We start from the raw sequence: 25,689 nt of genomic DNA on the forward strand, positions 1-25,689 counted from the left end.
GCCGCTGCCGGGGTGGGCGAACCAAGGCTCGCCCCTACAATCTATCTACCTTGTTCTCCCGCCTCTGCTTGTTCCCCCACCTCTGTAGGCTGCACCATGTGTTCTACATTCAATAGGGAGACTCCACATCCCCCTGCGCCACATAGACGGTTTTCAGCCGCGTGTAGTGCTCGAACGCCCGGCGACTGTTTTCCTTGCCGATGCCGGACTGCTTGAAACCGCCAAACGGCATTTCCACCGGCGTGATGTTGTAGTGGTTGATCCACACAATGCCCGCATCGAGCTGGTCCGCCACGCGGTGGGCGCGCTGAACATCGCGGGTAAAGACACCGCCGGCGAGGCCGAATTCCGTATTGTTGGCCCGCTTCAGTACCTCCCTCTCTTCACTGAAGCTGAGCAGTGACAGTACCGGACCGAAAATCTCCTCGCGCACGATGGTCATATCGTCCTTGAGACCGTCGAATACCGTCGGCTGGACAAAATTGCCGTTTTCGAAACCCGGCACTTCTGCCCGCTCGCCACCGACCAGTACCCTGCCCCCTTCCTGTTTGCCTTTTTCCAGGTAGCCCAACACACCCTGCATATGCTCGGCGCTCACCATCGGCCCCACATCGGTGTCCGGGTCCAGCGGATCGCCGAGCTTCAGTTTTTTCACCCGCGCCACCAGCCTGTCGGTGAACTGCTCGCGTACGTCTTCGTGTACAAAAACCCGGGTACTATTGGTACAGATCTGGCCCTGGGTATAGAAGTTGCCGAGCATCGCCGCCCCCACGGCGTTGTCCAGGTCGGCGTCGTCAAATACGATCAACGGCGACTTGCCGCCCAGCTCCAGGGTCACGGATTTCAGGGTATCGGCCGCTGCGCGCATTACCGCCTTGCCGGTGCCGACTTCGCCGGTCAGGGAAATCTTGGCAATGCGGGGGTGCGCCGTCAGCGCCTGACCGGTTTCGGCAAAGCCCTGCACCACATTGAAAACACCGTCCGGCAGGCCCGCCTCCTTGAACAGCTCCGCCAGCCGCAGCGCCGTGAGCGGGGTCAGCTCCGCCGGCTTGAAAATCATCGCATTGCCCGCCGCCAGCGCCGGGGCGGACTTCCAGGCGGCGATCTGTACCGGGTAATTCCACGCGCCGATGCCGGCACAGACACCCAGCGGCTCCGGGCGCGTGTAGAAAAAGCCATCGGGAACCGGCTGGTACTCTCCCTGCAGGGAGGCCGCCTGGCCGCCGAAGAATTCCAGGCAGTCGGCAGCCGAGCCGACGTCCGCTTCCGGGGTTTCCGCAATCGGCTTGCCGCCATCAAGGGATTCGAGCCGCGCCACCTCATCGCAGTATTGGCGCAGCAGTTGCGCCGTGCGCGTCAGTACGCGTCCGCGCTCGGCGCCACTCATGGCTGCCCACTCGGCCTGCCCGATTTCCGCCGCGGCCACCGCCTTGTCCACATCGTTGGCACTGGCCTTGGCCACCCGACAGATCACCTCCCCGGTGGCCGGGTTGATGGTGTCGAAAAAGGCCTCTCCCTCGGCGGCGACATACTGTCCGCCGATCCAGAGCAGGCGATCGTCCAGCTGGGCCATGGCATTCTCCCGGTGCAGGCCCGCCTCGGGAAAAGGCGGGTGTTACTGTGATTGCAGCAGTCTGTTCAGTGCATGGTGCCGCCGCTGCGGCTGGCTTCAAACAGGAACCAGGCGCGCTTCTCGGCATCGTTGATAAATTCTTCGAGGATGGAAGCCGTGGCCACGTCCCGGTGCTCGTCGCACAGGTCGTGGGCTTCGCGCATGCGGGCGAGCAGGCTCTGGTTATCCTCGCGCAACTCCGCCAGCATATCCTGTGGATCCACATATTCCGCGTCGTTATCGGACGAGCGCTGCAGGCGGGAAATATGCCCGATGGACCTCAGTGTCGAGCCACCGAGACGGCGCACCCGTTCCGCCAGGTCATCCGTCATCGACAGGATTTCCGCAGCCTGCTCGTCGAACAGCCGGTGATAGTCGCGGAAGTGGGGTCCACTCACATGCCAATGGAAATTCTTGGTTTTCAAATACAGGGAAAAGGTATCCGCCAGCAGCGCATTCACCGCTCCGGAGATATCCTCACGCGCGCGGTCGCCCAGGTCGGTGGGGGTATTGATACGCGCGCGCTCTCTGCTGCGCACCTCTGACTTTGCGGTCTTGCTCATGGTAGTCCTCTCTGGTTACAGCGGAAGCCGCTCACTGGCGGGCGGAAACGCGCGCCACACTATGCAGATTAGACAGAGGTTGCCCGACGCGCCATCGGGGACACGCTACCAATATGGACCAGCGGTTCTTCGGGGCGCGTAAAAGCACGCGTAAACGAGACCCAGTCCACGCCCAGGCCGCACACCGGGTCCCGCCGCAGAGGAATGCCCGGCAACAGGCTTTACAAAAAAATATAACCTGACTAACCTCTGAATCACTTTTGGTATTGCCAATTGGTGACAAAGGCAGACCAAAAGGCCCGCCCCCCACAAGCTATCGGGCTGCGGGACAGCAGTTCAGCGATGATGATTGGCCGGCTGCGTCCATACGCAATCCGGGCCAGCCGACGCACTGATCATCTTTCCACTAATAAACGATAAATACGGAAAGTCAGATGAAAACGACAAGCAGAATACCGGTGATGCTCGGCGCATTGCTGGGCAGCCTGTTGATGCCCGCCTGGGCGTCGGCGCAGCCGGTAGGCTACGCCACACTGAATGGCGGCACCACCGGCGGTGCCGGCGGCAACGTGGTCTATGCCACCACCGGAACGGAAATTCACGCGGCGCTGTGCAACCGCGCATCCAGCGACACCCCCATCATTATCCAGGTGGAGGGCACCATCAATCACGGCAACACCAGCAAGGTCTCCGGCGACAGCTGCAACACTGCCGACGACAAGATCGAGATCAAGGAAGTCAGCAACGTCTCGATCATCGGTGTCGGCAGCGGCGCCCTGTTCGATGAACTGGGTATCCACCTGCGCAGTGCATCGAACATCATTTTGCAGAACCTGCACGTGCGCAACGTGAAAAAATCCGGTTCGCCCACCTCCAACGGCGGTGACGCCGTCGGCATGGAGAGCGACGTCTACAATGTGTGGGCGGACCACCTGACCCTGGAGGCCTCCGGCGGTGAGGACGACGGTTACGATGCGCTCTTCGATATGAAGGCCACTACCAAGTACGTGACCCTGTCCTACAGCATCCTGCGCAATTCCGGTCGCGGCGGCCTGGTCGGTTCCAGCGATGGCGATACCGACAATGGCCCGGTAACCTTCCACCACAACCTCTACGAGAATATCGATTCCCGCACGCCACTGCTGCGCGCCGCCACCGCGCACGCCTTCAACAACCACTATGTCGGGTTGGTGAAATCGGGCATGAACCCGCGCATCGGCGGCCGCATGAAGGCGGAGAACAACTACTTCGAGAATTCCAAGGACCCCCTCGGCACCTTCTACACCGACGACATGGGCTACTGGGAAGTCAGCGGCAATATCTGGTCCAACATCACCTGGACCGCCGATGACGACGAGAACCACCCGGCCGGTCCCAACCCGGTTTCCACCACCTCCATCAGCATTCCGTACAGCTACACACTGGACGACGCCGGCTGTGTGCCGCAGATAGTGGTGGCCACCGCCGGCGCCAATACCGGCCTGCTGGAATCCGACGGCAACTGCCAGAGCCAGGGCGGCTCGTCCAGCAGTTCCTCGAGCAGTTCCAGCTCTTCCAGCAGCTCCAGTTCCTCCTCCAGCAGCAGCTCTTCCTCCAGCGGCGGTTCCGGCGGTGAGCCCGGCGAGCTGGGTGCGAACCTGGCGCTGTCCGGCGATGCGGACGGCAGCAGCAAGGCAGACGGCAGCAGCTACGGCAACGCGGTCGACGGCGATACCTCCAGCTACTGGCAGCCGGATGCTTCCAGCGGCGAGCGCATTTCCGCGAAGAATTTCGGCGGCAGTTTCAATACCGTGATCATTCGCGAGATCGGCAGTGCGGTACAGAACTGGCGCCTGGTGAACCACGACAACGGCGGGGAGCTGGCCTCCGGTACCGGTATCGGCTCCGCCATGCAGGTCTACCTCGGCGATGTCAGCATGGACAAGATCGACCTGATGATCGACAGCGCAGCCAGCGCGCCACAGATTGCCGAGTTCGAAATCTACAATGCGACCGGCAGCGGTTCCTCCTCGAGCAGCTCTTCGTCCAGCAGCAGCTCCAGTTCCTCCTCCAGCAGTTCCAGCTCTTCGTCATCCAGCGGCGGCAGCGGTACCCAGTCGACCCTGGTGCTGGAGGAAAACAGCGCGGGCTTCTGTTCCGTGGACGGTGCCATCGAGAGTGAGCACAGCGGCTTCAGTGGCAGCGGTTACGCCAATACCGACAACGAGAGCGGCACCGCGGTGGAGTGGTCGGTATCCGTACCGGAAGCCGGTATCTATACACTGCAGTGGCGCTTTGCCAACGGTTCCGGCGATCGCAGTGCCTCGGTGATCGTCAACGGCAACAGCGACGCCTCGGTCACCATGGCGGACAGCGGTGACTGGACCAGCTACACCGACAGCGCCGGTATCGTCGTCGCACTGGCGGCCGGCGAAAACACCATCCGCCTGGAAGCGTCCGGCAGTTCCGGCCTGGCAAATATCGACCGGCTGGCGGTGACCGGGATCGACCCGCTCGCCGGCGACTGTAACGGCGGTGACGGCGGCGGCTCTTCCAGCTCGTCCAGCAGTTCCTCTTCCGGCGGTACCGGCAGCAGCTCCGGCGGCTCTTCCGGCAGCTCCTCCAGTTCCAGCAGCAGTTCCAGCTCTTCCGGCGGCGGCTCCGGTTCCTCCTCCGGCGGCAGCAGTTCCGGTGGCGCCTTCCCGTCCCCCGACGTCAGCAATGCCTGCTATATCCTGGCCACCGACCCGAACGTCAACTGGCGCGATTCGGCCGAGCTGGATACCGACCAGGAAATCGTCGAGTGCCTGTTCAAAACCCTGGGCCGCGCGGTCGGCTATGGCGAAAATGCCATGGGCGGCTACGACCCGGACGGCAATAGCACGCTGACGGTGATCACCAAAAACGGCGGCACTTCGGTCGAACAGCAGATCCTGGACGCAGTGAGCGGCGACGAACACAACTGGATCGTGTTCGACAAATTCGATTTCGCCAATGAAAGCGAAATCTCCATGCACCGCAATCACTGCGGCGATGCGGACGTGCAGAGCGCGATCGGCGGTACCGAGGCCCAGTGTATCGATTATCGCCAGTGGTGCGCGGACAACGGCTACTCCGGCGACGGCTGCATGGACGAGTTCTTCAACAACCGCCTGAACGACAAGGATCTGCCGATCCGCAACACCGTGATCGGTTCCCACACCACGCTGGACGGCCGCCTGAGCAATGGTTACTTCCGCTTCAACGGCTTCGCCATCGGCAAGGACAGCTCCGGCCAACCGACCCAGACCGCGGACAGTGTGATCATCACCCACCTGGATTTCCGCGGGGCCGGCCACACCGAGGACCACGGCCTGGATCCGGACATGCTGCGGGTGACCGGCGCCTCCCACGATGTATGGATTCACAAGAACACTTTCGATACCACCGGCGATTCGGCGTTCGATGTGAAAGTGGGGGCCTACGATGTCACCATGTCCTTCAACCGCCTGGTGGATGTGAAACGCGCGACGCTGCACGGCTCCAGTGACAGCCGCGAAATCAACGCGCAGATCACCACCACCATGCACCACAACGCGTTCATCACCACCGACACTCACTACGACAGCCTCGGCAATACACTGCGGCGCGTGCCGCTGATCCGCCGCGGCACCTCGCATATGTTCAATAATTTCTTCATGAACTATCGCAAGGACATTCTCAGTGTCCGCGTCGGAGCCAGCGTGTTGTGGGAAGACAACATGATGTTGATCAACGGCGACTTCCAGGAGAAAGACGATCGCTACACGGCACTGGAGGAACGCTGGGAACAGCTGACCCGCGATGTGGACGGCGGCAATTTCCGCGACGACGGTTCGCGCCTGTGGTTCTCCGACAGCGCCTGCAACCTGGACGCCTCGCTGTACTTCGACGTGGCGGATGCCTCCGGTTCCGTCGGCGACCTGAGCCAGGACTACTCGCAGTATTCCCGCGATGTGATCGCCGCGCAGCAGGTACCGGTCAGCCAGGATATGGCGGACTACGTGATCGCCACCGCGGGTAAATACGGGGAAATCCCCTTCAACTCGCCACTGGGATACGACCAGGCCTATGTCATCGGCCTGGGAGAAGTGCCCTGCCAGTAACCCCCGACTGACGTCTCTTGGTCAATGCTTCGGGCGCCCCAACGGGGCGCCCTTTTTTGTTGCCGGCATTGGAAAGACAGTCCATCTTATTGGACAGTCCAAATTGGACTTACCAAGAAGCCGGCGTTATGCTCCGGAAGCAATTGGCCAAATTGCCATACAAGAATATCGGCCTGCAGTGACAACCCGCCCCCTGTCGGAATGGGAGCCGATGGAACAACCGGAGCGCCAGAGCCGGCCCCTCATTGTCGAGGAAACATCAATGCACCCAGCCAAAAAGAACACACAAAGGAGTTGGGCTATCGGCCTCGCCCTTCTCACTCCGCTTTTACTCCTCGCCGGCAGCGATCTGCACGCGGCCGGCTACACCCTGGACAGCACCCACGAAAAACTGAAAACCCGATACCCCGATATAGTGCCGGTGCGACTGGAGCCGATCGAAGGCGTGCGCCGCTGGCCGGCACTCACCTACCGGGAATCGAACGGTCACTCACTGCAGCTGGACATTTTCGCACCGGAAGGCGCGAGCGCACCGCGCCCCGGCCTGCTGCTGGTGCACGGCGGCGGCTGGGGGTCCGGTCACCGCTCACTGCTGGCGCCACTGGCCCAGGCCCTGGCCGCGCGCGGTTACATGACCGCCACCGCCGACTATCGCCTCTCCGCCGAGGCACAGTTCCCGGCTCAAGTAGAAGACCTGCGCGCCGCCCTGCACTGGCTCCGAAACCACGCCGCGGAATACGGCCTGGACCCGGATCGCCTGGCGATCGGCGGCAGCTCCGCCGGCGGCCAGTTGGCCGCCCTCACCGGCCTCAGGGACGGCGACACCAGCGCCATCGTCAATATCGATGGCCTGTGGGATTTCACCACCCCACTGGCGCTGCGCTACGAAAACGATCCCTCCCGCGCGCAGACCTCGGCCAGCCGCTTCCTCGGCGGCCGCTTCGAGAAAATTCCACAGACCTGGCGCCGGGCCTCGCCGCTAAACTACCTGGACAGGCAATCCCCACCACTGCTGGCACTCAGCGGCGACAACCCGCGCTTCTCCGCCGGCATTGAAAACGTCGAGGCCCAGGCCGGCGCACTGGGCATACCTTTCCGGCACCATCACTACACGGGCGCGCCGCACAGCTTCTGGCTGTTCGAACCCTGGTTCGGGCAGGTGGTAGAGCAATTGGACGAGTTTCTGGCCGCGACAACACACCGAGCCGTCACCGACAAAACTGGTACAAGTAAACCAACTACTGTCACCAGCCGATAAAAAGCCGCCGAACGCACCTGATTTTTATAAATCTCCTTTACCAATTGTCTAAACAGGTTGTATGTGCCTAACCAATATTGTTAGATTGCCTAACCAATAAGTATTAGAAACTGGGCCTCAGTGGTACCCAGGCTCATAACAATAACGATGGACAATGAGAGAAGAGGTGACGGAATGAAAGCTTTACGCTGGACCCGGTCCGCGCTCGCGCTTTGTGTAATGGGGGGCCTGACCGCCTGTAGCGGAGGTACGGACACATCTGGAGGGGAGGGGGATATCGCGGAGCTGCCCGATCCACCGCCGGTTGTGGTAACACCTCCAGAAGAGAGTGGCATTACCAATACACCTCTACCCATTCTGGAAACCTTCGGCGAATACACCAGCTTTGACCAGAGCGACACCATCGATTTCTTCAGTCCAGGCTACAAAGCCCTGGCCACCGATAACGAAGACGACACCTACCCGGCCTTCTACTACCCCACCTGTTGCTTCTTCGATGGCGACAATCCCAACGCAGAAATCACCGTGAACCACACCGAGCGCCTGGGCATCGTCAGTGACGCTGGCGATCCGTCTCTACTGGTGAGTGATGCGCGTATCAGCATCGGCCAGACCCTGTCGGACCTGGCCGACAGCAGCCGGACAGATCCGAAGAAAGATTCCACCCCGGGAGACGATGGCGGCAGCGGTTGGGGTGAACTGGACCTGTCCGGGCCCTACCGTATTTCCTTCTGCGTTACATCTGCCGCTGGCTCCGGGTCCATGACCCAAATGTATGTGAACAACAATACCACCTCGGAGGCCGATTCCATCCACGGCGGCGGCGCCCTGGGGTCGCGGATCTTCAATGTCGAGACTGCGTCCCTGATTCCCGGCCAGCGCGTGGAAATCAACGTACCCGGCGAAATCTACCTGGAGGAAGGTGGCGAGGCCGTTGACTTGAAGACCGCGCAGGTGGGCACCGAAAAGTCGTTCCTGCAGTTTCGTGTCTCCAGCGGTGGCACAGCCATTATCGATGACCTGCTGATCGAGCGGCAGAGTGACAACGGCCAGGCGGAACTGCCGGCCTGTACGCCCTTCCAACCGGCATCGGTGCCGGATCAACTGGCAGCACCGTCCACCCGGGGCGGGGACACAAACATGCTTGTGAGCTGGGACAGCACACTGAACGCGTCCAGCTACGACCTGGCCTATGGCACCAGTGCCGATATCGCCACGGCGACGCTGGTCAGTGGGCTGGAAGAGAACGCGCACACGCTGACTGAGCTGGAAAACGGCACCGAGTATTTTGTCTGGGTTCGCGGCGTCAACAATGTCGGCCCGGGTGATTGGAGTGCGCCTGCCAGCGACACCCCACAGGCGCCCGTGGGTGCCAACTGTGTACCGACGGCGCAGGTCGATCCATCGCCCGGCAACATGATTACGTGGAATGTGTACGACGGCTGTACTCACCCCGGCGAATCCGGCGCAGTAGTCGTCAACGGCAGTTCGCCCGCCAACTTCGAATTCAGTGATGAAGAAGAGCCATTCTTCAGTGTCAGCGACCAGGGCGTGATGACACTGGACAGCAGGGAGATCAGTGACAGCGTCACCGGTGACTTGAGCGGCGTCCTGTCTGCCGCCACCTATCCGAAAACATTCACCTGGCTGGCCCGTATCGACACACCGTTGAAGGACCCCCGCGGGTTCGAAATAGAAACCTCTTTCGGTGAAGCGGACGGTCGCAGGGTGAAAGTTCTCCTCCGCCCGGATGACGGCGATCACCCCGACGGCCAGGGCCGTATCCAGCTGGAAGACTTCCTTGCCGGAGACGACATCGATGCGGATGTGCCGCTCGACGATGGGTTCCACGTCTACCACGTAACCCTTACCCTGAATAACCCCAGCGATGTATCCGTCAAAGTCTACATGGACGGCGAAGACATCACGGCACTGTTTGACCCGGACATTACCGCCGGCGGCGAGGGCGACGACAGTGGCAGTAGCTCCAGCCGGCTCCGTATCGGCGATGGCAGTGGAGGCAACGCCTACTATGCCAATGTCGACTGGATTGTCTGGAGCGACGACCCGGTACTCTCCGGCCTGACACCGGAAGACCTGGTGGGCGAGCTTCCCGAAGGAATCGGCGAGCTGGGCGCCTACACCTCCAATCCCTGGACCGGACAGGCCCTGGATCTCGCCGGTGACTCGGGCACCGAAGCCAGCGGCAGTATTGTCGACATCGCCGGCGATACCGTGACCTTTGAAGCCGCCGGCGGCAACCTGTCATCCGACAGCCACCGGATCTATTTCTTCAATCGCACGGTCACCGGTGATTTCACCTTCACCGCCCGACTCGACTCAGTGGCGCTCCCCACAGCGCCCGGGAAAATCGATAACAACGCCTACCGCTACGGCATCATGGCGATGGAGAATATCGACTCCGTCGGCAGTAACTATGGATTTCTCGGTCGCTGGCTGGCGATTGGTCACTTCACGCTGGAAGAGGGTTATCAGGGGTCGAGAACCGTCAAGACCGACGTGGGCGCGGATGAGGGACGATCCCGCTCCAGTGATGATCACGGCCTGGGCGACTACCTCCGCATAACCCGCACCGGCAACGCGTACACACTGGAATCATCTGTCGACGGCGATGAATTCAGGCAACTGAAATCCGGCAGCCTCGAAAACGAGAATGGAAACCCCATTGGTGATACCTGGCATGTCGGCCTGTTTGCAGCCCCCGGAGACCAGGCGACATTCACATTCGACAGTATTTCCGTTGAATAAAAACGCTACCGGCCGCCACGCGGCCGGTCCGGCCAACTATAAAAATCAGGGAAAACGGGAGGGAGCCATGACTCCGTACAGCATTCAACGTAAAGTTTTACCACTGGCAATAGCACTTGCCAGCGCCGCCACATTTGCACAGGAAGACAACCAGGCAGTGGATGCCAGTGCCGTAGACGATCCGACCCTGGAAGAGGTCTATGTTGAGGGCGTGCAGGGTGCCGAATTGAACGCCCGCAAAGCCGAACGCATGAAAGACGTTTTCAGCTCTGTCATCACCGGGGACGACGCCGGTAATTTTGCCGACCAGAACGTGGCCGAGTCCCTGCAGCGCCTGCCCGGCATCACTCTGCAGAAATCCGAGGGCGAGGGGAAATTCATTAACTTGCGCGGCCTCGGTCCGGGCTTTGTCTCAGTGCAGATGAATGGCTCGGAAATGGCCAATGGCGGTGGTGGTGCCGGCGATGACCTTGAGGATCGTGGATTTTCCCTCGATTCACTACCGGCCGACGTACTCCAGTCCATCGAGGTCCTGAAAAGCCTGACCCCGGATATGGACCTGAACTCCATCGGTGGCAGCGTCAACGTGACCACCGTGTCCGCACTCGATCGTGGCGAGAACACCCTCAAACTACATGCCCAGAGTGCCTACCAGGACCAGAGTGGTGAAATGTCACCCAAGATGACCCTGCAGGGCACCAATATTTTTGCCAACGAAACCATCGGCTTCGCCTATTCGCTCTCTTACGAGAACCGCAAGACCGAGGGCTACGAATCCCGACACCACGATTCCACTCTGCCCCGCTACGTGGCCGTGGACGGTGGCACGCCGATGCTGATCGCCCACGAACTGCAGAACCGCCAGGAAACCGCCGAGCGCGAACGCATGGCGGGAATTTTCGATCTGGAGTATCGCCCGAATGACAATAGCGCCTACTATGCGCGTTTCAGTAACACCGTCTACAGCGACGACGATATCGCGCTGCGGGAATACTATCGCTTCGGCCAGGCGGAATACGCGCCCGATGATCCTGACGAGAACGAGATCTACTACCTGGATCCCGGTAGCAACACCTACGGAATGGGCGGCATAGACCTGCAGCACCAGTTCTTCATTCAGGAAGCGGAGAGCGATACCAAAGTGTTCGCCCTCGGTGGCGAAAACCTGTTCGAGGGCAACTGGACGCTGGATTACGAACTGACCCACTCCAGCAGCACCCTCGATTCACCCGACGGTCGCCGGGTCCAGTTCCGCGTGCGTGACATCACCGCCATCAGCCAGTATGGCGATGACTTTCTCAATGGCCAGATCGTACACCCGAGTCAACTCGAGGATCTCGCGGGTGTCGACAGTGTCAATGGTACCGGTGGATTCGGCCCTTCCGGTTACCAATACGGGGAAACCGTGCAGCCGTATATGCTCTATGACAACCTGTTTATGGAGCAGAGTTTCCGCGAAGACACGCTCGACCAGGCCACGCTGAACCTGCGCAAGGACTTCAATGTCGGCCCGCTGAACTACTTCAAGACGGGCTTCAAGATCAAGAACCGCGACCGCAATCGCGATAAGAACCGGGTCAGTATTGTTCCCAACGACAAGGCAGTGGCAGGCTGCGGTACCGGCAATCTGGATTGTGTAACGGCGGCGGGCTCCCGTCTCGGTGACTTTGAAACCTTTATTCCCAATACTCCGATGTTCGATCACGCCATGATCACCCGTGGAGAAGCCGAGCGGTTGATAGGCCTGACCCGGGTTATCGGTGACAACTACGATCCGGGCGAGAACGAAGTCGAGAGTACCCGTAACGACTACACCATCACCGAAGATGCGGCCGCGGCCTACGCGATGGCGGAGTTCCAGGTCACCGATACCGGAACCCTGATAGGTGGTGTACGCTACGAGCAAACGGATTTCAACTCCACCGGCTATCTTTCCATCCGCAATGATCGCGAAGAAAGTTCGGATCAACTCGAGTCTTTCGATATCGCAGTACCACTGGACGATACAGCCAACTCCTACAGCGGTTTCTTCCCCAGCCTGCACTACCGCGACGAGCTTCGCGAAGACCTGCTACTGCGCACCTCCCTGTGGACCTCTTTCTCACGCCCATCGTTCGACCAGGCCCGGGCCTCGGCCCAGGTACGCGATCGGGTGATCTTCTGTAACAATGATCCGGCGGCCAACCTCGGAGACGACAACTGCTCCGACACGCCGTCAGACCTGCAGGGCGACCTGAGTGATGCAACCTACACCGATGCATACAAGTCCCGGAACCTGGAAATGTCGCCGGACAACGTATTGGAAATCGGCAATCCAAAACTTGACCCGATGAACTCGACGAATTTTGACGCCTCACTGGGTTGGTATGCCAATGAAAACCTGTTTATACAGGCAGCGGCCTTCTATAAAAAGATCGACGACTTTATCGTCGAGGTCAGTGGTGCCAACCTGAACCTCAACGAACTGCCCTATCGCCTTCCGGTCGAAGAGGTGGATATGTTCCAGATTCCCTCCGACCTTCAGCTGACCAACGCCCAGACCTACCTCAACGGTGAAAGCGCCGAAGTCTATGGTCTCGAGTTCACCTACAACCAGTACTTTATGGAGGGCCTGCTGAAGAACTTCTTCATACAGTCCAACTTCACGCTACTGGACTCCGAAGCCGACGTAGGGGATACGATTCGAGCGGGCAAGATCCGGCTTCCTGAGCAGGCGGATGTGACCCTGAACACCACTCTGGGCTGGGAAAACGATATCTTCTCTTTCCGCTTTATCACCAATTATCGCAGTGAAATCCTGAAACGTATCGGCTCCTGCACCGAGTCCGATATTGCCGCAGATGCATCGCTCGGCTACTCAGCCAACTGCGCGGCCTGGGCGGATGTATACCAGGATGCGGGCGTAACCTATGACGTCAAGGCTACCTATAACGTGACCGAGGATATCAGGCTCTACCTGGATGCGGTCAACATCACTGATGAGAGCAACATTCGCTACTTCGAGGGCAACGCATTGTCCGGCGGCAACATGGTATTCATGACGGAAACTTATGGTCCCTCGTACCAGCTGGGTATGAATATCCGGTTCTGATTTCCCCGTATTCCACTTGCCCTTGCTTGACGCCCCGTAATGCGGGGCTTTTTTGGGCTGTAATGTCATCCGAGACCAAGTCATGAAAGTAAAAGTATTGATCGCCATAGCGTTATCCGCACAACTCGCAGCCTGTGGCGGTGGAAGCTCGGGAGGATCAGCCCCAAGCCCACCCGCTTTTGACTCCTCGAGCAGTTCGTCCAGTAGCTCCAGTTCTTCGAGCAGTTCATCATCCAGCAGCAGTTCCAGCTCCTCCGGTGGCCCCACCACCGTCAGCGAAGCCTGCCGTACCCTGGCCACGGACCCGAATGTCAACTGGCGCGATTCCGCCAGGTTGGACACGGATCAGGAGATCGTCGGGTGCCTGTCGGAAACCCTGGGTCGCGCCGTCGGCTATGGCGGGAATGCCACCGGCGGCTACGATGAAAATGGCAACAGCAAACTGACGGTCATCGTGGACCAGACCAGCGACCCGGAGAGCCGCACCGTGGAGCAACAGCTCCTCGATGCCATCTCCGACGACGGTTACAACTGGATCGTATTCGACAAATTCGACTTCGCCGCGGAAACCGAAGTGGCCATGTACCGCAATGACTGTGGCAGCCCATCGGTGCAGAGTGCCATCGATGGTACCGAGGCCCAGTGCCTGGACTACCAACAGTGGTGTTCCGACAAAGGCGTGGCGGAAGGCGACTGTGTAGCCGAGTTCTTCAATAATCGCCTCAACGTCGATGGCCTGCCGATCGGCAACGCGGATATCGCCAGCAACACCACCATCGACGGCAGGCTCAGCAATGCCTATTTCCGCTTCAATGGTTTTGAAATTCAGGGCGCCGGGAATGTGATACTGACCAGCCTGGATTTCCGTGGCGCCGGCCACACCGAGGATCACCAGCTGGATCCGGACATGATCCGCAGCGATGCATCGCAGGATATCTGGATTCACAGAAACCGTTTCGACCTGACCGGTGACTCCGCCTTCGACGTCAAGCGGGGCGCACACCATATCACCATGTCGTTCAACCGCCTGACGGACGTCAAGCGGGCCAGTCTGCACGGCTCCAGTGACGACCGGGAAATCAATGCGGATATCCGCACCACCATGCACCACAACGCTTTTATTACCCGCGATACACTCTACAGCACCTTTTCCAATACCGGCCGCCGGGTGCCATTGATCCGCCGCGGCCGCACGCATATGTTCAACAACCTGTTCATGAACTACCGCAAGGATGTGCTCAGCGCGCGCGTGGGTGCCCAGGTACTGTGGCAAGACAATGTGTTCCTGATGAACGAGGACAACGGTGTATCCGTGAGCGATCTCTCCGGCGAGCTGGCCCGCAACGACCGGGCCGCCGGTGAAGAGGGCAACTTTCGCGATGAGGGCAGTGCCATCTGGCTGTCCGACAGCGCCTGCAACCTCGCCGGCGAGGCAGGGCAGATTGCCAACGACTGGGGCACTGTCGAGGCACCGGAGTACGGTAGCGCCGACGACGTCCGATCCGACCCCGGGCAGGCACTGGTCGACTACATCAGTGCCACCGCCGGGCCCGACGGCGAAATACCGTTCAACTCACCACTGGCGCACGACCAGGCCTATGTGCTGGGCCTGGGCAAGGTTTCGTGCCAGTAATAGCTAGACTGCGGACAGGCTTCCGCAGCTCACCGAAATAACCGGGAGGTACTCTGGATGAAAAAGTTACTCTTTTCCCTGCTTATGATTGTTCCGCTGTTTTGCCACGCCGAGACCGTCTATATGGCCGGGGACTCCACCATGGCCATCAAGGACGTAAAAGACTACCCGGAGACCGGCTGGGGGGTGCCCTTCCAGTACTTTTTCGACGAATCGGTAACGGTCGACAACCGGGCCAAAAACGGCCGCAGCACCCGCACTTTTATCGAGGAGGGGCGCTGGCAGTCGATCGCGGAAAATCTGCACAAAGGCGACACGGTGATCATCCAGTTCGGCCACAACGATGAATCGGAACACAAGACGGATCGCTACACCACGCCGGCCCAGTACAAGGCCAACCTCAGTCGCTTTATCCGCGAGACGCGGGAGGCGGGGGCCAGTCCGCTATTGATGACACCGGTCACACGCCGCTACTTCGAGGCCCCGAACCGGATTGAACACACCCACCCTTATGCCAGCCTGGCACGGGAAGTCGCCGCCGAAGAGGCAGTGGATTTCATCGATATGGAGAAGGTAACGCGGGAGTATTTCCAGGCCATGGGAGACGCGGAGTCGGCCCTGCGTTTCATGCATATTCCCCCGGATACCCACCCGAACTACCCGGTCGGCGTGCGCGACAACACCCACTTCAACCACCTGGGTGCACGGGAAGTGGCACAGCTGGTGCTGGAGCAGCTTAAACAGATGGAACACCCCCTGGCACAGCACCTGCGCAAGCCGGACCCCAAACACTTGGCGCTGGAGTACTGACCTGGGTTTTCCCCGCCCGCACCGCTGCCGGTGGCGCCCAGCTTTCAGCAGGTAGTTGATTTCAGCAAGACAATGGAAGGAAACATCATGAGGCTCCTGACCTTCTTTGCACTGGCCCTGTCTTTCAATGCCGCCCTGGCGGCGCCGGATTACGACGCATTGGTCGATCCCGGTTCCCCCATCGCCGACGGCGTCTACCATACTGTCAGCGAAGCCCTGGCCAGAGCTCCCGCCGACGCCAACCGCCCCCACACTATTTATATTCGCGACGGCCGCTATCGTGAAAAGCTGACGATCACCAAACCCCATGTCAACCTGGTGGGCGAGTCCAGAGACGGCGTGGTACTGAGCTACGATGCCTATGCCGGGCAGAAAATGCCCGGCTCCGGGAAAACCTGGGGTACATTCCGCTCGGCGACCCTGAGTGTGCTGGCACCGGATTTCCGCGCGGCAAACCTGACGGTGGAAAACAGCTTTGACTTTCTTCGCAACGACGCGCTGGACAAGCGCGCCACCGAGAAAGTCGGCGGCACCCAGGCGGTGGCCCTGGCCATAAATGGTCGCGCCGACCGCAGTATGTTGCACCACGTAAAACTGTCCGGTTACCAGGACACGCTGTATGTAAACAGCGGCCGCAGCTACTTCCTCGACAGCGTCATCGAGGGCAATGTGGACTTTATCTTTGGTGCCGGCACGGCGCTGTTCGAGGACAGCGATATCGTCAATCGGGTGCGGGCACGGGATATGGAAACCACCGGTTATGTCACGGCCCCCAGCACCAATATCAATAGCGACTACGGGCTGGTATTTATCGACTGTCGGCTGCTGAAAGAAGACGGCGTACCGGCAGGCTCAGTGCCGCTCGGACGCCCCTGGCACCCCACTACCACATTCCCGGACGGCCGCTACGCCGATCCCGATGCCATCGGTGCCAGCGTGTTTATCAATACCTGGATGGACGATCACATCGCCGGCGTAGGCTGGGCATCGATGCGCGGAACCAGCCGCGATGGCAGCAAAAGCACAGTATTCAAGCCGGAGAATTCCCGCTTTTTCGAGTACGGGAACACCGGCCCCGGCGCCGTGATCAATAGCGAACGACGCCAGCTGAAGAAGGGGGAAGCCGCCCGCTACACGAGGGAGAATATTCTGGAAGGCTGGATGCCGGAATTTTAGTGCTGTGTGGGAGCCGGCCGTGCCGGCGGCTCCTGCGAGGCGGGCCCACGGCCCGCCATATCCTCAATCGGCTTCAGCCATTATCTTTTTCGGGAAGTTGCCGACACCGGATGTGGTGCGCTCGACATTGCGGATGGTGCCGTCTTCGTTGAACTGGAGATATTCGGCGGCCACATGTCGCTGACGCTTGTGGCAGCCGGTTTCAGGCGTTTCCAGCCAGCGGTGATAGAACAGCAACCACTGACCTTTGTATTCGACAATCGAGTGGTGGTTGTTGCTCTGGTGCTCCTGCTCCATAAACACGCCCTTGTACTCCCAGGGCCCACCGGGTGAATCGCTCATGTAGTAGCTCAGCACCCGGTTGTTCTCCGGCATGGTGAAATAGTATTGATCCCCCCGTTTGAAGACCCAGGGCCCCTCCATCTTGGGCTCGTGGCCGCCCATATCCATCTTGTGGAAATCGCCTTCCACGCTCAGCAGGTCATCGGCCATTTTCGCCACATAGTAGTCGTGCCCCTTGCCGTGGAAATACAGGTAGGCCTGGCCGTCGTCGTCGATAAAGAGGCTGGGGTCATTGGCGTAGGGCTCGCGCCACAGAGGCTCACCGATCGCATCCTCGAAGGGCCCCGTCGGCGAATCGCTGACGGCGACCCCGATTCCCATCCATTTGGTGCTGTTCTCCGGGTTCTGCCGATCCTTGAAACCGGTGCCGGCCGGGAATACCAGGTAGTACTTCCCGTTCTTGTAGGCCGCATCCGGCGCCCAGGCAAAGTTGTCCGCCCAGGAGAGATCATCCACCGTCAGCAGTGGGCCGTGCGTTTCCCAGTTGACCAGGTCATCGGAGGAGAAGGCATACCAGTCTTTCATCCAGAAATCTTTCTGGCACTCCTGGTCGTGGGAGGTGTAGAGATACATCTTGCCGTCCGGCCAGACATGGGCCGACGGATCGGCAGTGAGGATATCACCGCCGAAATCGAGCGGGTTCTGCCCGAAACACAGCGGGGCGCCAAACAGCAGTGCGGCGACAGCGGCTCTGCAGGCGAGAGGTCCAGTCATGATTCTCTTCCAGGATTGATTCACGATTTCAGCCAAAGGAGCGTAGCCCGGATACAGCGCAGCGGAATCCGGGAACTCCCCGACTTTTTTGCCCCCGGAATCCAACCCGATATCAGTCGATCAGGCCCAGTGCCCGCGGCAGGTACTCACTGATCGCCGGTACGTAGGTCACCAGTATCAGTACCAGGAACATCATCGCGTACATGGGCAGCAGCGGCCGGATCAGGCTGGTGATGGAGGTTTTCGAAATACTGGCACCGACAAACAGCACACTGCCCACCGGCGGCGTGCACAGGCCGATGCACAGGTTCAGGATCATGACGATACCGAACTGCAGCGGCGACATGCCCAGCTCGGTGACCACCGGCAGGAAGATCGGGGTGAAGATCAGCACCGCCGGTGTCATATCCATGAAGGCGCCAACCGCCAGCAGGATCAGGTTGATGGTCAACAGGATCAGCAGCGGGTTGTCGCTGAGGGTGATCAACGCCTGGCTGATGGTCTGCGGGATATTCTCGTAGGAGAGAATCCAGGACATGGCGGAAGAGGCGGCGATCAGGAACATCACGATGGCCGTCGTCTCCACGGCCTTCACCAGGATGGCCGGCAGCTGGTCGACCTTGATCTCCCGGTAGATGAGTACCGACAGCAACAGCGAGTACAGGACCGCGATGGCGCTGGCCTCGGTGGCGGTAAAGAAACCGCTGATGATACCGCCGATGACCAACACGATCAGGAACAGGCTGGGTACCGCGTCCAGTGAAATCTTCAGTGCCTCGCGCCAGGGAGTGACCTCACCCACCGGGTAGCCCTTGGCCTTGGCCCAGACTCCGCACACCATCATCAGCCCCAGCGCCACCAGCAGGCCCGGCAGGTAACCGGCGATAAACAGCGCCGCAATGGAAACGCCGCCACTGGCCAGGGAGAATACGATCAGGATATTGCTGGGCGGAATCAGCAGGCCGGTGGTGGATGAGGCCACGGTGACCGCGGTATTGAAGTTCTTGTCGTAACCCTCCTTGTTCATGGACGGAATCATGAAACCGCCCACGGCCGAGGTGGCCGCTACTGCGGAACCGGAAATGGAACCGAACAGGGTGCAACTGATGATATTCACAAAGGCGAGCCCGCCCGGCAGCATACCGACAAGCACCCGCGCAAAGGCGATGATCCGCCGCGCAATACCACCGCCGCCCATCAACAACCCGGACAGGATAAAAAACGGAATCGCCAGCAGTGCAAAGCTGTCGATACCCGTGGCCATCCGCTGGGCCATGGTGATCAGCGCCGGCAGCGGATCGATGGTGACCAGCATGGTCAGCAACGTGGCCACACCAATGCTGATGGAGATGGGGACGTTCAGAGCCAGCAGGATCAGGAAGCTGGCCAGCAGTACCGCAATTGAAATTTCCATGGAGTGCTCCCTTTCTACGCCTGCGCCGGGGCGAGTTCTGCCGATTGGTCGCCGGACGGATGCACGACACCTTCACCGCCCAGTACTTCAAGCAACTGCGTCACACCGAAAATACAGATGAGTGTGCCGGACAGGGGAATCACGCCGTAGACATACCCCATGGGAATATTCAGTGCGGCAGACACCTGGTTCAGCTCGAAGGTGAGCATCACCAGTTGGATACCGCCGAAGACCATCACCGCCGCGGCAAACAGGAAACACACACTGATGGTAAATAGCTGCGATACCTTGCGCGCCTTCGGCGGCAGGTTGCTGGTGAGCAGGTCGATGCCGATATGGGATCTGGTCCGATAAGCGTAGGCGGCGCCGAGCAGGCCGATCCACACCAGCAGGTAGCGCGCCAGCTCCTCGGTATAGGAGCTCGGGCTCATGGGCAGGAAACGCGTCAGTATCTGCCAGGTGACATCTAGCACCATCAGTGCCATCAGGCTGCCGAGGGTTATTTCGAGCAGCCGGTCTACTCTCTTCATGATCATCTCTGCTGTACCTTTTTATCTTTATTTTTTATGCCCCCACCACTGTTATTGGAGGGGGAGAAAAAGGGAGCGCTACATGCTGGCGATCTGCTTCAGCAGTTCGCCCACTTCCGTTCCTTCGTAACTCTCGTGCAACGGCTGCACCGCATCGATAAACGGCTGCTTGTCGGGCCGGATCACTTCGACGCCGGCGGCCTTCACCGCGGCCAGAGACTCGCGCGTGGACTCCTGCCACAACTTGCGCTGGTACTCGACGGACTCGTCCACCGCCTGCTGCAGCCAGGCCTGCTGCTGGCTGTCGAGCTTGTCCCACACCTCTGTGCTGATCAGCAGCATGTCCGGCACATAGGTGTGCTCGTCGAGAGTGTAGTAACGGGAAACCTCGAAGTGCTTGGAGAGATAGAAACTGGGAGGGTTGTTTTCGGCCCCCTGCACCACGCCCTGCTGCAGGGCGGTGTAGAGTTCGCCCCAGCTCACCGGTGTGGCGGCGCCGCCGAGGGTATTGACCATCTTGATCGCGGTCTGGCTGTTCTGCACACGGATCTTCAGGCCATCGAGATCGTCCGGGGTGCGGATGGGCCTGTCGTTGACATAGAAACTGCGACTGCCGGCGTCGTAGTATCCCAGCCCCCGCAGGCGCGCCACTTCCCCGGCTTCCAGCAGGCGGCGGCCAATGTCGCTCTGCAGTACTTTCCAGTAGTGCTCCGAATCGCGGAAAACGTAGGGAATATTGAAGATTTTCATCTCCGGCACGAAGCCCTCCATGGGGCTCGCGGAGACCTTGGTCATGGCCAGGGTGCCAATCTGCAGCAGTTCGATCAGTTCGCGCTCGCCACCCAGCTGGCCGCCGGAGTAGATATCCACCTTCATGGTGTCGCCGGACAGCTCCCGCAACCGTTTGTCCATGAACTCCATGGCCCGGTGCACCGAGTGCTGCTGGTCGAGGGTGTGCGCCAGTTTCAGCGTTACCTGCGACTGTTCGAAACCACAACTGCCAAGCAGCAGAAGCAGGCTCGCCATTGCCACCGCTTTCAGCGGCAGTGCTCTCTTCATCATCTTGTGTACCTGCTGTCTATTGTTATTACTACAGGCTTTGGGCATTACCAGAGGTCAAACAGGGACCAATGGGGCAGACCAGATTGGTCTTACCATTCTATCCATAGAAGGGCTGGAGATGCAATGCGCTTGCAAACACGCATGATAGCGCTACCATAACGCTTTGTTCAGGCGCGCGCCAGGCCGTCGATCGGTGCACCGTTGTCCGGCTGGTAGCCGGCCGCGGGAATGATGGCCCCGCGGTGGCGGATCACCTGGGCGGCACAGCGGTTGCCGGCCGCGACAGCCAGTTCCGGTTCCACCCGTTTGAGGCGCGCCGCCAGGTAACCGGCATTGAAAGCGTCACCGGCGCCGGTGGTGTCGACGATATCGCTCACCGGCGGCACATCCAGCGCCGTGAGCTCGCCGTCGTATTGCAGCAGTACCGGCTCGGGGCCGCGCTTGAGTACCAGTTCTGCCAACTGGTGGCGACCGTTGCGGTCCAGGCATTTGCCGGCGTTGCGATCGCCCCACAGCAGCTGTTCGTCCTCCAGGGTCAGCAGCGCGATGTCCGACTGCTGCAGGGTGGCAGCCACCGCCTCCCGGGCAACCTCCTTCGAGGCCCACAGGCGGGGGCGGAAATTGCTGTCGAAGGCGACGCGACCACCGTCGTGTCGATACTGGCGCAGGAATGCGAGTAAGTGCTCACGCGCCTCCGGTGCCATGATTGCCAGGGTGATACCGGACAGGTAGAGACAATCCATCTGTCGCAGGTGGTCCTGCAGCTGCGCGCGGCGATGCCCGTCGGCGAACAGCTCGCGGGCCGGTGACTCGCGGCGCCAATAGGTGAACTGACGCTCGCCGTCGGCGCTGTTCTGGATCGTATAGAGCCCCGGGCAGCGGCCGGGAAGCTGTTCGATCGCCACGGTGTCGATCCCCTCGGCGGTCATCGCCTGCAGCATGCGCTCGCTGTAGGGGTCGTCACCGAGCAGGGTCGCGTAGCTGACCTGGACGCCATTGCGGGCGATATAGATAGAGGTGTTGTAGGTATCACCGGCGAAGGATTGCGCGAACAGCGGCGCGGCGGCGCCCTGCCCCTGTTGCGGCGCAAATTCCACCATGACTTCTCCCAGTGCTGCCAGTTTCAATGTGACCCCCTTTTATTGTCTGCTTATGATCGTCGATTGTTTAACCGTTTAGGTCTTACCATAATGGTTGACTGGTATAACCAATTTTTGGCACCATGACAACACCAGCCAAATGCTGCTGGGTTTCTCCACGCCTGGTGCGGCCAGTCCAAGGGCCGCACAGTTTCCCGCCCCCGCTGTATCCGGGGCGGGCCTTTTCCAGGTGTGCGCTACCGCATTATGCTTCAGGAACACCGATAACAAGAGCCACGCCCCTATGACACGCCCTCTGCAATTGCATCCGGACCGCCTGTTCCCCGCCGACAAGACCAGCCGGGATATCGCACGCAAACTCTACGAGAGCGTCGTGGACCTGCCGATCATCAGCCCCCACGGACACACCGACCCGTCCTGGTTTGCCGACAACGACCCCTTCGGCAACCCCGCGGACCTGCTGATCAAACCGGACCACTATGTCTTCCGCATGCTCTACAGCCAGGGTGTGCCGCTGCAGAGCCTGGGTATTCCCGGCCGCGAGGGCACGCCGGCGGAATCCGATCCGCGCGCCATCTGGCAGAAGTTCGCTGAACACTACCACCTGTTCCGCGGCACCCCGTCGCGCATGTGGCTGGATACCGTTTTCCACGATGTGTTCGAACTCGATGTGGCCCTGGATGGCGAAACGGCCGAACACTACTACGAGCGTATCGACAGCTTCCTGAAAAAACCGGAATTCCTGCCGCGGGCACTGTTCGAGCGTTTCAATATCGAGGTGATCGCCACCACCGAATCGCCGCTGGACGACCTGCACCATCACCAGAAGATCCTCGACAGCGGCTGGGGCGGCCGGGTGATCACCGCCTACCGCCCGGATCCGGTACTGGATCCGGAATTCGAGGGCTTCGCCGATAACCTGCGCCGGCTCGCGGAAATCACCGGCGAGGACACCGGCAACTACGCCGGCTACCTGGCGGCACTGCGCAACCGGCGCGAGTATTTCAAGAAGTTCGGCGCCACCTCCACCGACCACGGCCACGCCACCGCCACCACCGCCAACCTGGGCCGCACCGATGCCGAGGCGCTGTTCCAACGCGTGCGCGACGGCGGCGCCTCTGCGGAAGATGCGGAACTGTTCCGCGGCCAGATGCTGACGGAAATGGCGCGCATGAGTATCGACGACGGCCTGGTGATGCAGATTCACCCGGGCTCGGTGCGCAACCACAACCCGTGGCTGTTCGAACATTACGGCCGAGACAAGGGCGCCGATATCCCGTCGCGCACCGACTATGTACACGCCCTGCGGCCACTGCTGGAAGCGGTGGGCAACGAACCGGACCTGACCATTATCCTGTTTACCCTCGACGAGACCAGCTACAGCCGTGAACTGGCACCGCTTGCCGGTCACTACCCGGCGCTGAAACTGGGCCCGTCCTGGTGGTTCCACGACAGCCCCGAGGGCATGCGCCGCTTCCGCGAACAGGTGACCGAGACCGCCGGTTTCTACAATACCGTCGGCTTCAACGACGACACCCGCGCCTTCCTGTCCATCCCCGCGCGCCACGACGTGGCTCGACGTATGGACTGCACCTGGCTGGCACAACTGGTGACTGAACACCGGCTGCCGGAAGACGAGGCCTTCGAAGTGGCGCAGGACCTGAGTTACAACCTGGCGAAGAAGGCTTACAAGCTCTGAGACAAACGGGACTCGGGACTCGGGACTCGGGACTCGGCCAAAAGTATTCGATTTATCTCTCCAGCCTAAAACAATCTCCCCCTCTCACTACGAGAGAGGGGGGAAAGGGATCCAGACGAAGCCTGCTCCGCTAATAACGACTGGTAGCTGTGATCCTTTGCCTATCCTACGAGGGAAACAGAAAATCAATGACTGAAAAAATCCTGAATAACCACACCCTGGAACAACTTCCGGCCTCCGTCACCAGACCTGGCTACGACCGCAACGCCGTCACCCCCGGCATCGTTCACCTGGGTACCGGCGCCTTCCACCGCGCCCACCAGGCGCGCTACACCGAGGAGGTACTGGAAAACGGCGAGACCGGCTGGGGCATTATCGGCTCCAGCCTGCGTTCGCCCACGGTGCGCGACCAACTGGCGCCACAGGATTATCTCTACTCGCTGGTGGAAAAAGGCAATGACGGTGAGAAGATCCGCGTGATCGGCTGTATCCAGGACTTGCACGTCGCGCCGGAAAGCCCGCGCGCACTGCTCGATACACTGGCCCGAGACGAAATCCGTGTCGTCTCCCTGACGATTACCGAAAAAGGTTACTGTCACGATCCCGCCACCGGCAACCTGAACCTGGACCACCCGGATATCCGCCATGACCTGGACAATCCCCAGGCACCGAAAAGCGCGCTGGGTTTTATCGTCTACGCACTGCGCGAACGCATGGAGAAGGGGCTGCCCGGCTTTACCCTGCTCTCCTGTGACAACCTGCCCAGCAACGGCAAACTGCTGGAGCAGATGGTGTCCGGGTTTGCCCGCGCCGTGGATTCCGGGTTGGCGCAGTGGGTGGCGGAAAACACCAGCTGTCCCTGTACCATGATCGACCGCATCGTTCCCGCCACCACCGATGCCGACCGCGATGCACTGGAAAAAACACTCGGTGTGCGCGACAACGCCGCGGTCATGGCCGAGCCCTTCACCCAGTGGGTGGTCGAGGACAATTTCGTGCGCGGACGCCCGGGCTGGGAAAAGGCCGGCGTGACCTTTGTCGACGATGTGGAACCCTACGAGTGGATCAAGCTGCGCCTGCTGAATGGTTGCCACTCGCTACTGGCCTACAGCGGTTACCTGGCCGGTTTCGAAACCGTCGCCGACGTCATGGCCGAACCGGCGTTTGCCGCCCTGGCGAAGCAATTTCTGGCCAATGAGGCCAGCGCCGCGGTAGAGGCGCCGGAGGGCTTCGACCTGCAGCACTACCAGCAGCAGCTGCTGGAGCGCTTCTCCAACCGCGCACTGCGCCACCGTACCTGGCAGATCGCCATGGACGGCTCGCAGAAAATTCCGCAACGCTGGCTGGGCACCCTGCGCCACCAGTTGGAAAACGGCGGTGCCATCGACCTGCTGACGTTCGCCCTGGCCTGCTGGATCCGCTATGTCGGCGCCGAGGACGATGCCGGAAAACCGATCGAGGTCTCCGATCCCCTCGCTGTGGAACTGAAGGCACTCTGCGACCGCCACCGCGATACCCCGCGCGAACTGGCCGACGCCTTCCTCGCCTACACGCCGGTGTTCGGCAGCGACCTGCGGTATAATCAGCGGCTGCAGGAGGCTCTCACAAATTGGCTCACCACACTCGGCAGCCAGGGTGTGTTGAAGAGTGTGCGCATGCAGATGCAAACCAGCGTGGCCTGATCTCACGGACCCCGGCAGCGCCGGTACCGGCCCTCAAGCTGCCGCAGAACACTAACCTCCGCCCACAAAAAAGGCGGGTCAAACAGCCCGCCGAAAGATTCACGACCAAGAAAGGTAGAAAACGCTCCCCT

General features: G+C 60.5%; 16 protein-coding genes. 9 read left to right on the top strand and 7 right to left on the bottom strand.

Features of this window, described 5'->3' with window-relative positions; all coding sequences use genetic code 11:
- Nucleotides 1-109: 109 nt before the first annotated feature.
- Together betB and MWN76_RS11120 are read right to left on the bottom strand one after the other, a co-directional pair.
- On the bottom strand, nucleotides 110-1,573 hold the full coding sequence (betB, locus tag MWN76_RS11115) for a betaine-aldehyde dehydrogenase (protein ID WP_250461488.1): 1,464 nt from the start codon (nucleotides 1,571-1,573) through the stop codon (nucleotides 110-112).
- 65 nt (nucleotides 1,574-1,638) lie between these two features.
- On the bottom strand, nucleotides 1,639-2,175 hold the full coding sequence (locus MWN76_RS11120) for a Dps family protein (RefSeq protein WP_250461489.1): 537 nt from the start codon (nucleotides 2,173-2,175) through the stop codon (nucleotides 1,639-1,641).
- 434 nt (nucleotides 2,176-2,609) lie between these two features.
- Between MWN76_RS11120 and MWN76_RS11125 the strand changes: the two genes are divergently transcribed.
- The 7 genes from MWN76_RS11125 to MWN76_RS11155 all read left to right on the top strand — a co-directional run bounded on the left by MWN76_RS11125 (nucleotide 2,610) and on the right by MWN76_RS11155 (nucleotide 17,015).
- Nucleotides 2,610-6,278 carry a pectate lyase family protein gene (locus MWN76_RS11125; RefSeq protein WP_250461490.1) on the top strand — a complete coding sequence of 1,223 codons (3,669 nt, stop codon included), beginning with the start codon at nucleotides 2,610-2,612 and terminating at the stop codon, nucleotides 6,276-6,278.
- 262 nt (nucleotides 6,279-6,540) lie between these two features.
- Entirely contained in the window at nucleotides 6,541-7,536 is a 996-nt protein-coding gene (locus MWN76_RS11130) for an alpha/beta hydrolase (RefSeq protein WP_250461491.1), read from the top strand.
- A gap of 174 nt (nucleotides 7,537-7,710) precedes the next feature.
- A complete protein-coding gene (locus tag MWN76_RS11135; protein WP_250461492.1) occupies nucleotides 7,711-10,305 on the top strand; it encodes a fibronectin type III domain-containing protein in 2,595 nt (864 codons plus the stop codon).
- A gap of 67 nt (nucleotides 10,306-10,372) precedes the next feature.
- Nucleotides 10,373-13,396: a TonB-dependent receptor gene (locus MWN76_RS11140; protein ID WP_250461493.1), complete on the top strand. Its 3,024-nt coding sequence runs from the start codon at nucleotides 10,373-10,375 to the stop codon at nucleotides 13,394-13,396.
- Between the two features lie 82 nt (nucleotides 13,397-13,478).
- On the top strand, nucleotides 13,479-15,029 hold the full coding sequence (locus tag MWN76_RS11145) for a pectate lyase family protein (protein ID WP_250461494.1): 1,551 nt from the start codon (nucleotides 13,479-13,481) through the stop codon (nucleotides 15,027-15,029).
- A gap of 57 nt (nucleotides 15,030-15,086) precedes the next feature.
- Nucleotides 15,087-15,839: a rhamnogalacturonan acetylesterase gene (locus MWN76_RS11150; protein WP_250461495.1), complete on the top strand. Its 753-nt coding sequence runs from the start codon at nucleotides 15,087-15,089 to the stop codon at nucleotides 15,837-15,839.
- Nucleotides 15,840-15,926: 87 nt separating this feature from the next.
- Nucleotides 15,927-17,015: a pectinesterase family protein gene (locus tag MWN76_RS11155; RefSeq protein ID WP_250461496.1), complete on the top strand. Its 1,089-nt coding sequence runs from the start codon at nucleotides 15,927-15,929 to the stop codon at nucleotides 17,013-17,015.
- A 63-nt stretch (nucleotides 17,016-17,078) separates the two neighbouring features.
- On the opposite strand, the gene MWN76_RS11160 is transcribed toward MWN76_RS11155, so the two are convergent.
- The 5 genes from MWN76_RS11160 to MWN76_RS11180 all read right to left on the bottom strand — a co-directional run bounded on the left by MWN76_RS11160 (nucleotide 17,079) and on the right by MWN76_RS11180 (nucleotide 22,204).
- Nucleotides 17,079-18,071 (bottom strand): family 43 glycosylhydrolase, encoded by a 993-nt coding sequence (locus MWN76_RS11160; RefSeq protein WP_250461497.1) that lies wholly within the window; start codon nucleotides 18,069-18,071, stop codon nucleotides 17,079-17,081.
- 112 nt (nucleotides 18,072-18,183) lie between these two features.
- Nucleotides 18,184-19,485 (bottom strand): TRAP transporter large permease, encoded by a 1,302-nt coding sequence (locus MWN76_RS11165; RefSeq protein WP_250461498.1) that lies wholly within the window; start codon nucleotides 19,483-19,485, stop codon nucleotides 18,184-18,186.
- A gap of 14 nt (nucleotides 19,486-19,499) precedes the next feature.
- Nucleotides 19,500-20,015 (bottom strand): TRAP transporter small permease, encoded by a 516-nt coding sequence (locus MWN76_RS11170; RefSeq protein WP_250461499.1) that lies wholly within the window; start codon nucleotides 20,013-20,015, stop codon nucleotides 19,500-19,502.
- Nucleotides 20,016-20,093: 78 nt separating this feature from the next.
- On the bottom strand, nucleotides 20,094-21,074 hold the full coding sequence (locus MWN76_RS11175; protein ID WP_250461605.1) for a TRAP transporter substrate-binding protein: 981 nt from the start codon (nucleotides 21,072-21,074) through the stop codon (nucleotides 20,094-20,096).
- A 170-nt stretch (nucleotides 21,075-21,244) separates the two neighbouring features.
- Entirely contained in the window at nucleotides 21,245-22,204 is a 960-nt protein-coding gene (locus MWN76_RS11180) for a sugar kinase (RefSeq protein ID WP_250461500.1), read from the bottom strand.
- A gap of 256 nt (nucleotides 22,205-22,460) precedes the next feature.
- Between MWN76_RS11180 and uxaC the strand changes: the two genes are divergently transcribed.
- Entirely contained in the window at nucleotides 22,461-23,876 is a 1,416-nt protein-coding gene (gene uxaC / locus MWN76_RS11185; RefSeq protein WP_250461501.1) for a glucuronate isomerase, read from the top strand.
- A gap of 188 nt (nucleotides 23,877-24,064) precedes the next feature.
- Nucleotides 24,065-25,558 carry a mannitol dehydrogenase family protein gene (locus MWN76_RS11190; RefSeq protein WP_250461502.1) on the top strand — a complete coding sequence of 498 codons (1,494 nt, stop codon included), beginning with the start codon at nucleotides 24,065-24,067 and terminating at the stop codon, nucleotides 25,556-25,558.
- Nucleotides 25,559-25,689: the final 131 nt, after the last annotated feature.

This window comes from Microbulbifer litoralis (genome assembly GCF_023634065.1).
Classification (GTDB): Bacteria; Pseudomonadota; Gammaproteobacteria; order Pseudomonadales; family Cellvibrionaceae; genus Microbulbifer; species Microbulbifer litoralis.

Coding starts and splice junctions, on each gene's coding strand:
- betB (WP_250461488.1), bottom strand. CDS start 1,573: ATGGCCCAGCTGGACGATCGCCTGCTCTGGATCGGCGGACAGTATGTC.
- MWN76_RS11120 (WP_250461489.1), bottom strand. CDS start 2,175: ATGAGCAAGACCGCAAAGTCAGAGGTGCGCAGCAGAGAGCGCGCGCGT.
- MWN76_RS11125 (WP_250461490.1), top strand. CDS start 2,610: ATGAAAACGACAAGCAGAATACCGGTGATGCTCGGCGCATTGCTGGGC.
- MWN76_RS11130 (WP_250461491.1), top strand. CDS start 6,541: ATGCACCCAGCCAAAAAGAACACACAAAGGAGTTGGGCTATCGGCCTC.
- MWN76_RS11135 (WP_250461492.1), top strand. CDS start 7,711: ATGAAAGCTTTACGCTGGACCCGGTCCGCGCTCGCGCTTTGTGTAATG.
- MWN76_RS11140 (WP_250461493.1), top strand. CDS start 10,373: ATGACTCCGTACAGCATTCAACGTAAAGTTTTACCACTGGCAATAGCA.
- MWN76_RS11145 (WP_250461494.1), top strand. CDS start 13,479: ATGAAAGTAAAAGTATTGATCGCCATAGCGTTATCCGCACAACTCGCA.
- MWN76_RS11150 (WP_250461495.1), top strand. CDS start 15,087: ATGAAAAAGTTACTCTTTTCCCTGCTTATGATTGTTCCGCTGTTTTGC.
- MWN76_RS11155 (WP_250461496.1), top strand. CDS start 15,927: ATGAGGCTCCTGACCTTCTTTGCACTGGCCCTGTCTTTCAATGCCGCC.
- MWN76_RS11160 (WP_250461497.1), bottom strand. CDS start 18,071: ATGACTGGACCTCTCGCCTGCAGAGCCGCTGTCGCCGCACTGCTGTTT.
- MWN76_RS11165 (WP_250461498.1), bottom strand. CDS start 19,485: ATGGAAATTTCAATTGCGGTACTGCTGGCCAGCTTCCTGATCCTGCTG.
- MWN76_RS11170 (WP_250461499.1), bottom strand. CDS start 20,015: ATGAAGAGAGTAGACCGGCTGCTCGAAATAACCCTCGGCAGCCTGATG.
- MWN76_RS11175 (WP_250461605.1), bottom strand. CDS start 21,074: ATGAAGAGAGCACTGCCGCTGAAAGCGGTGGCAATGGCGAGCCTGCTT.
- uxaC (WP_250461501.1), top strand. CDS start 22,461: ATGACACGCCCTCTGCAATTGCATCCGGACCGCCTGTTCCCCGCCGAC.
- MWN76_RS11190 (WP_250461502.1), top strand. CDS start 24,065: ATGACTGAAAAAATCCTGAATAACCACACCCTGGAACAACTTCCGGCC.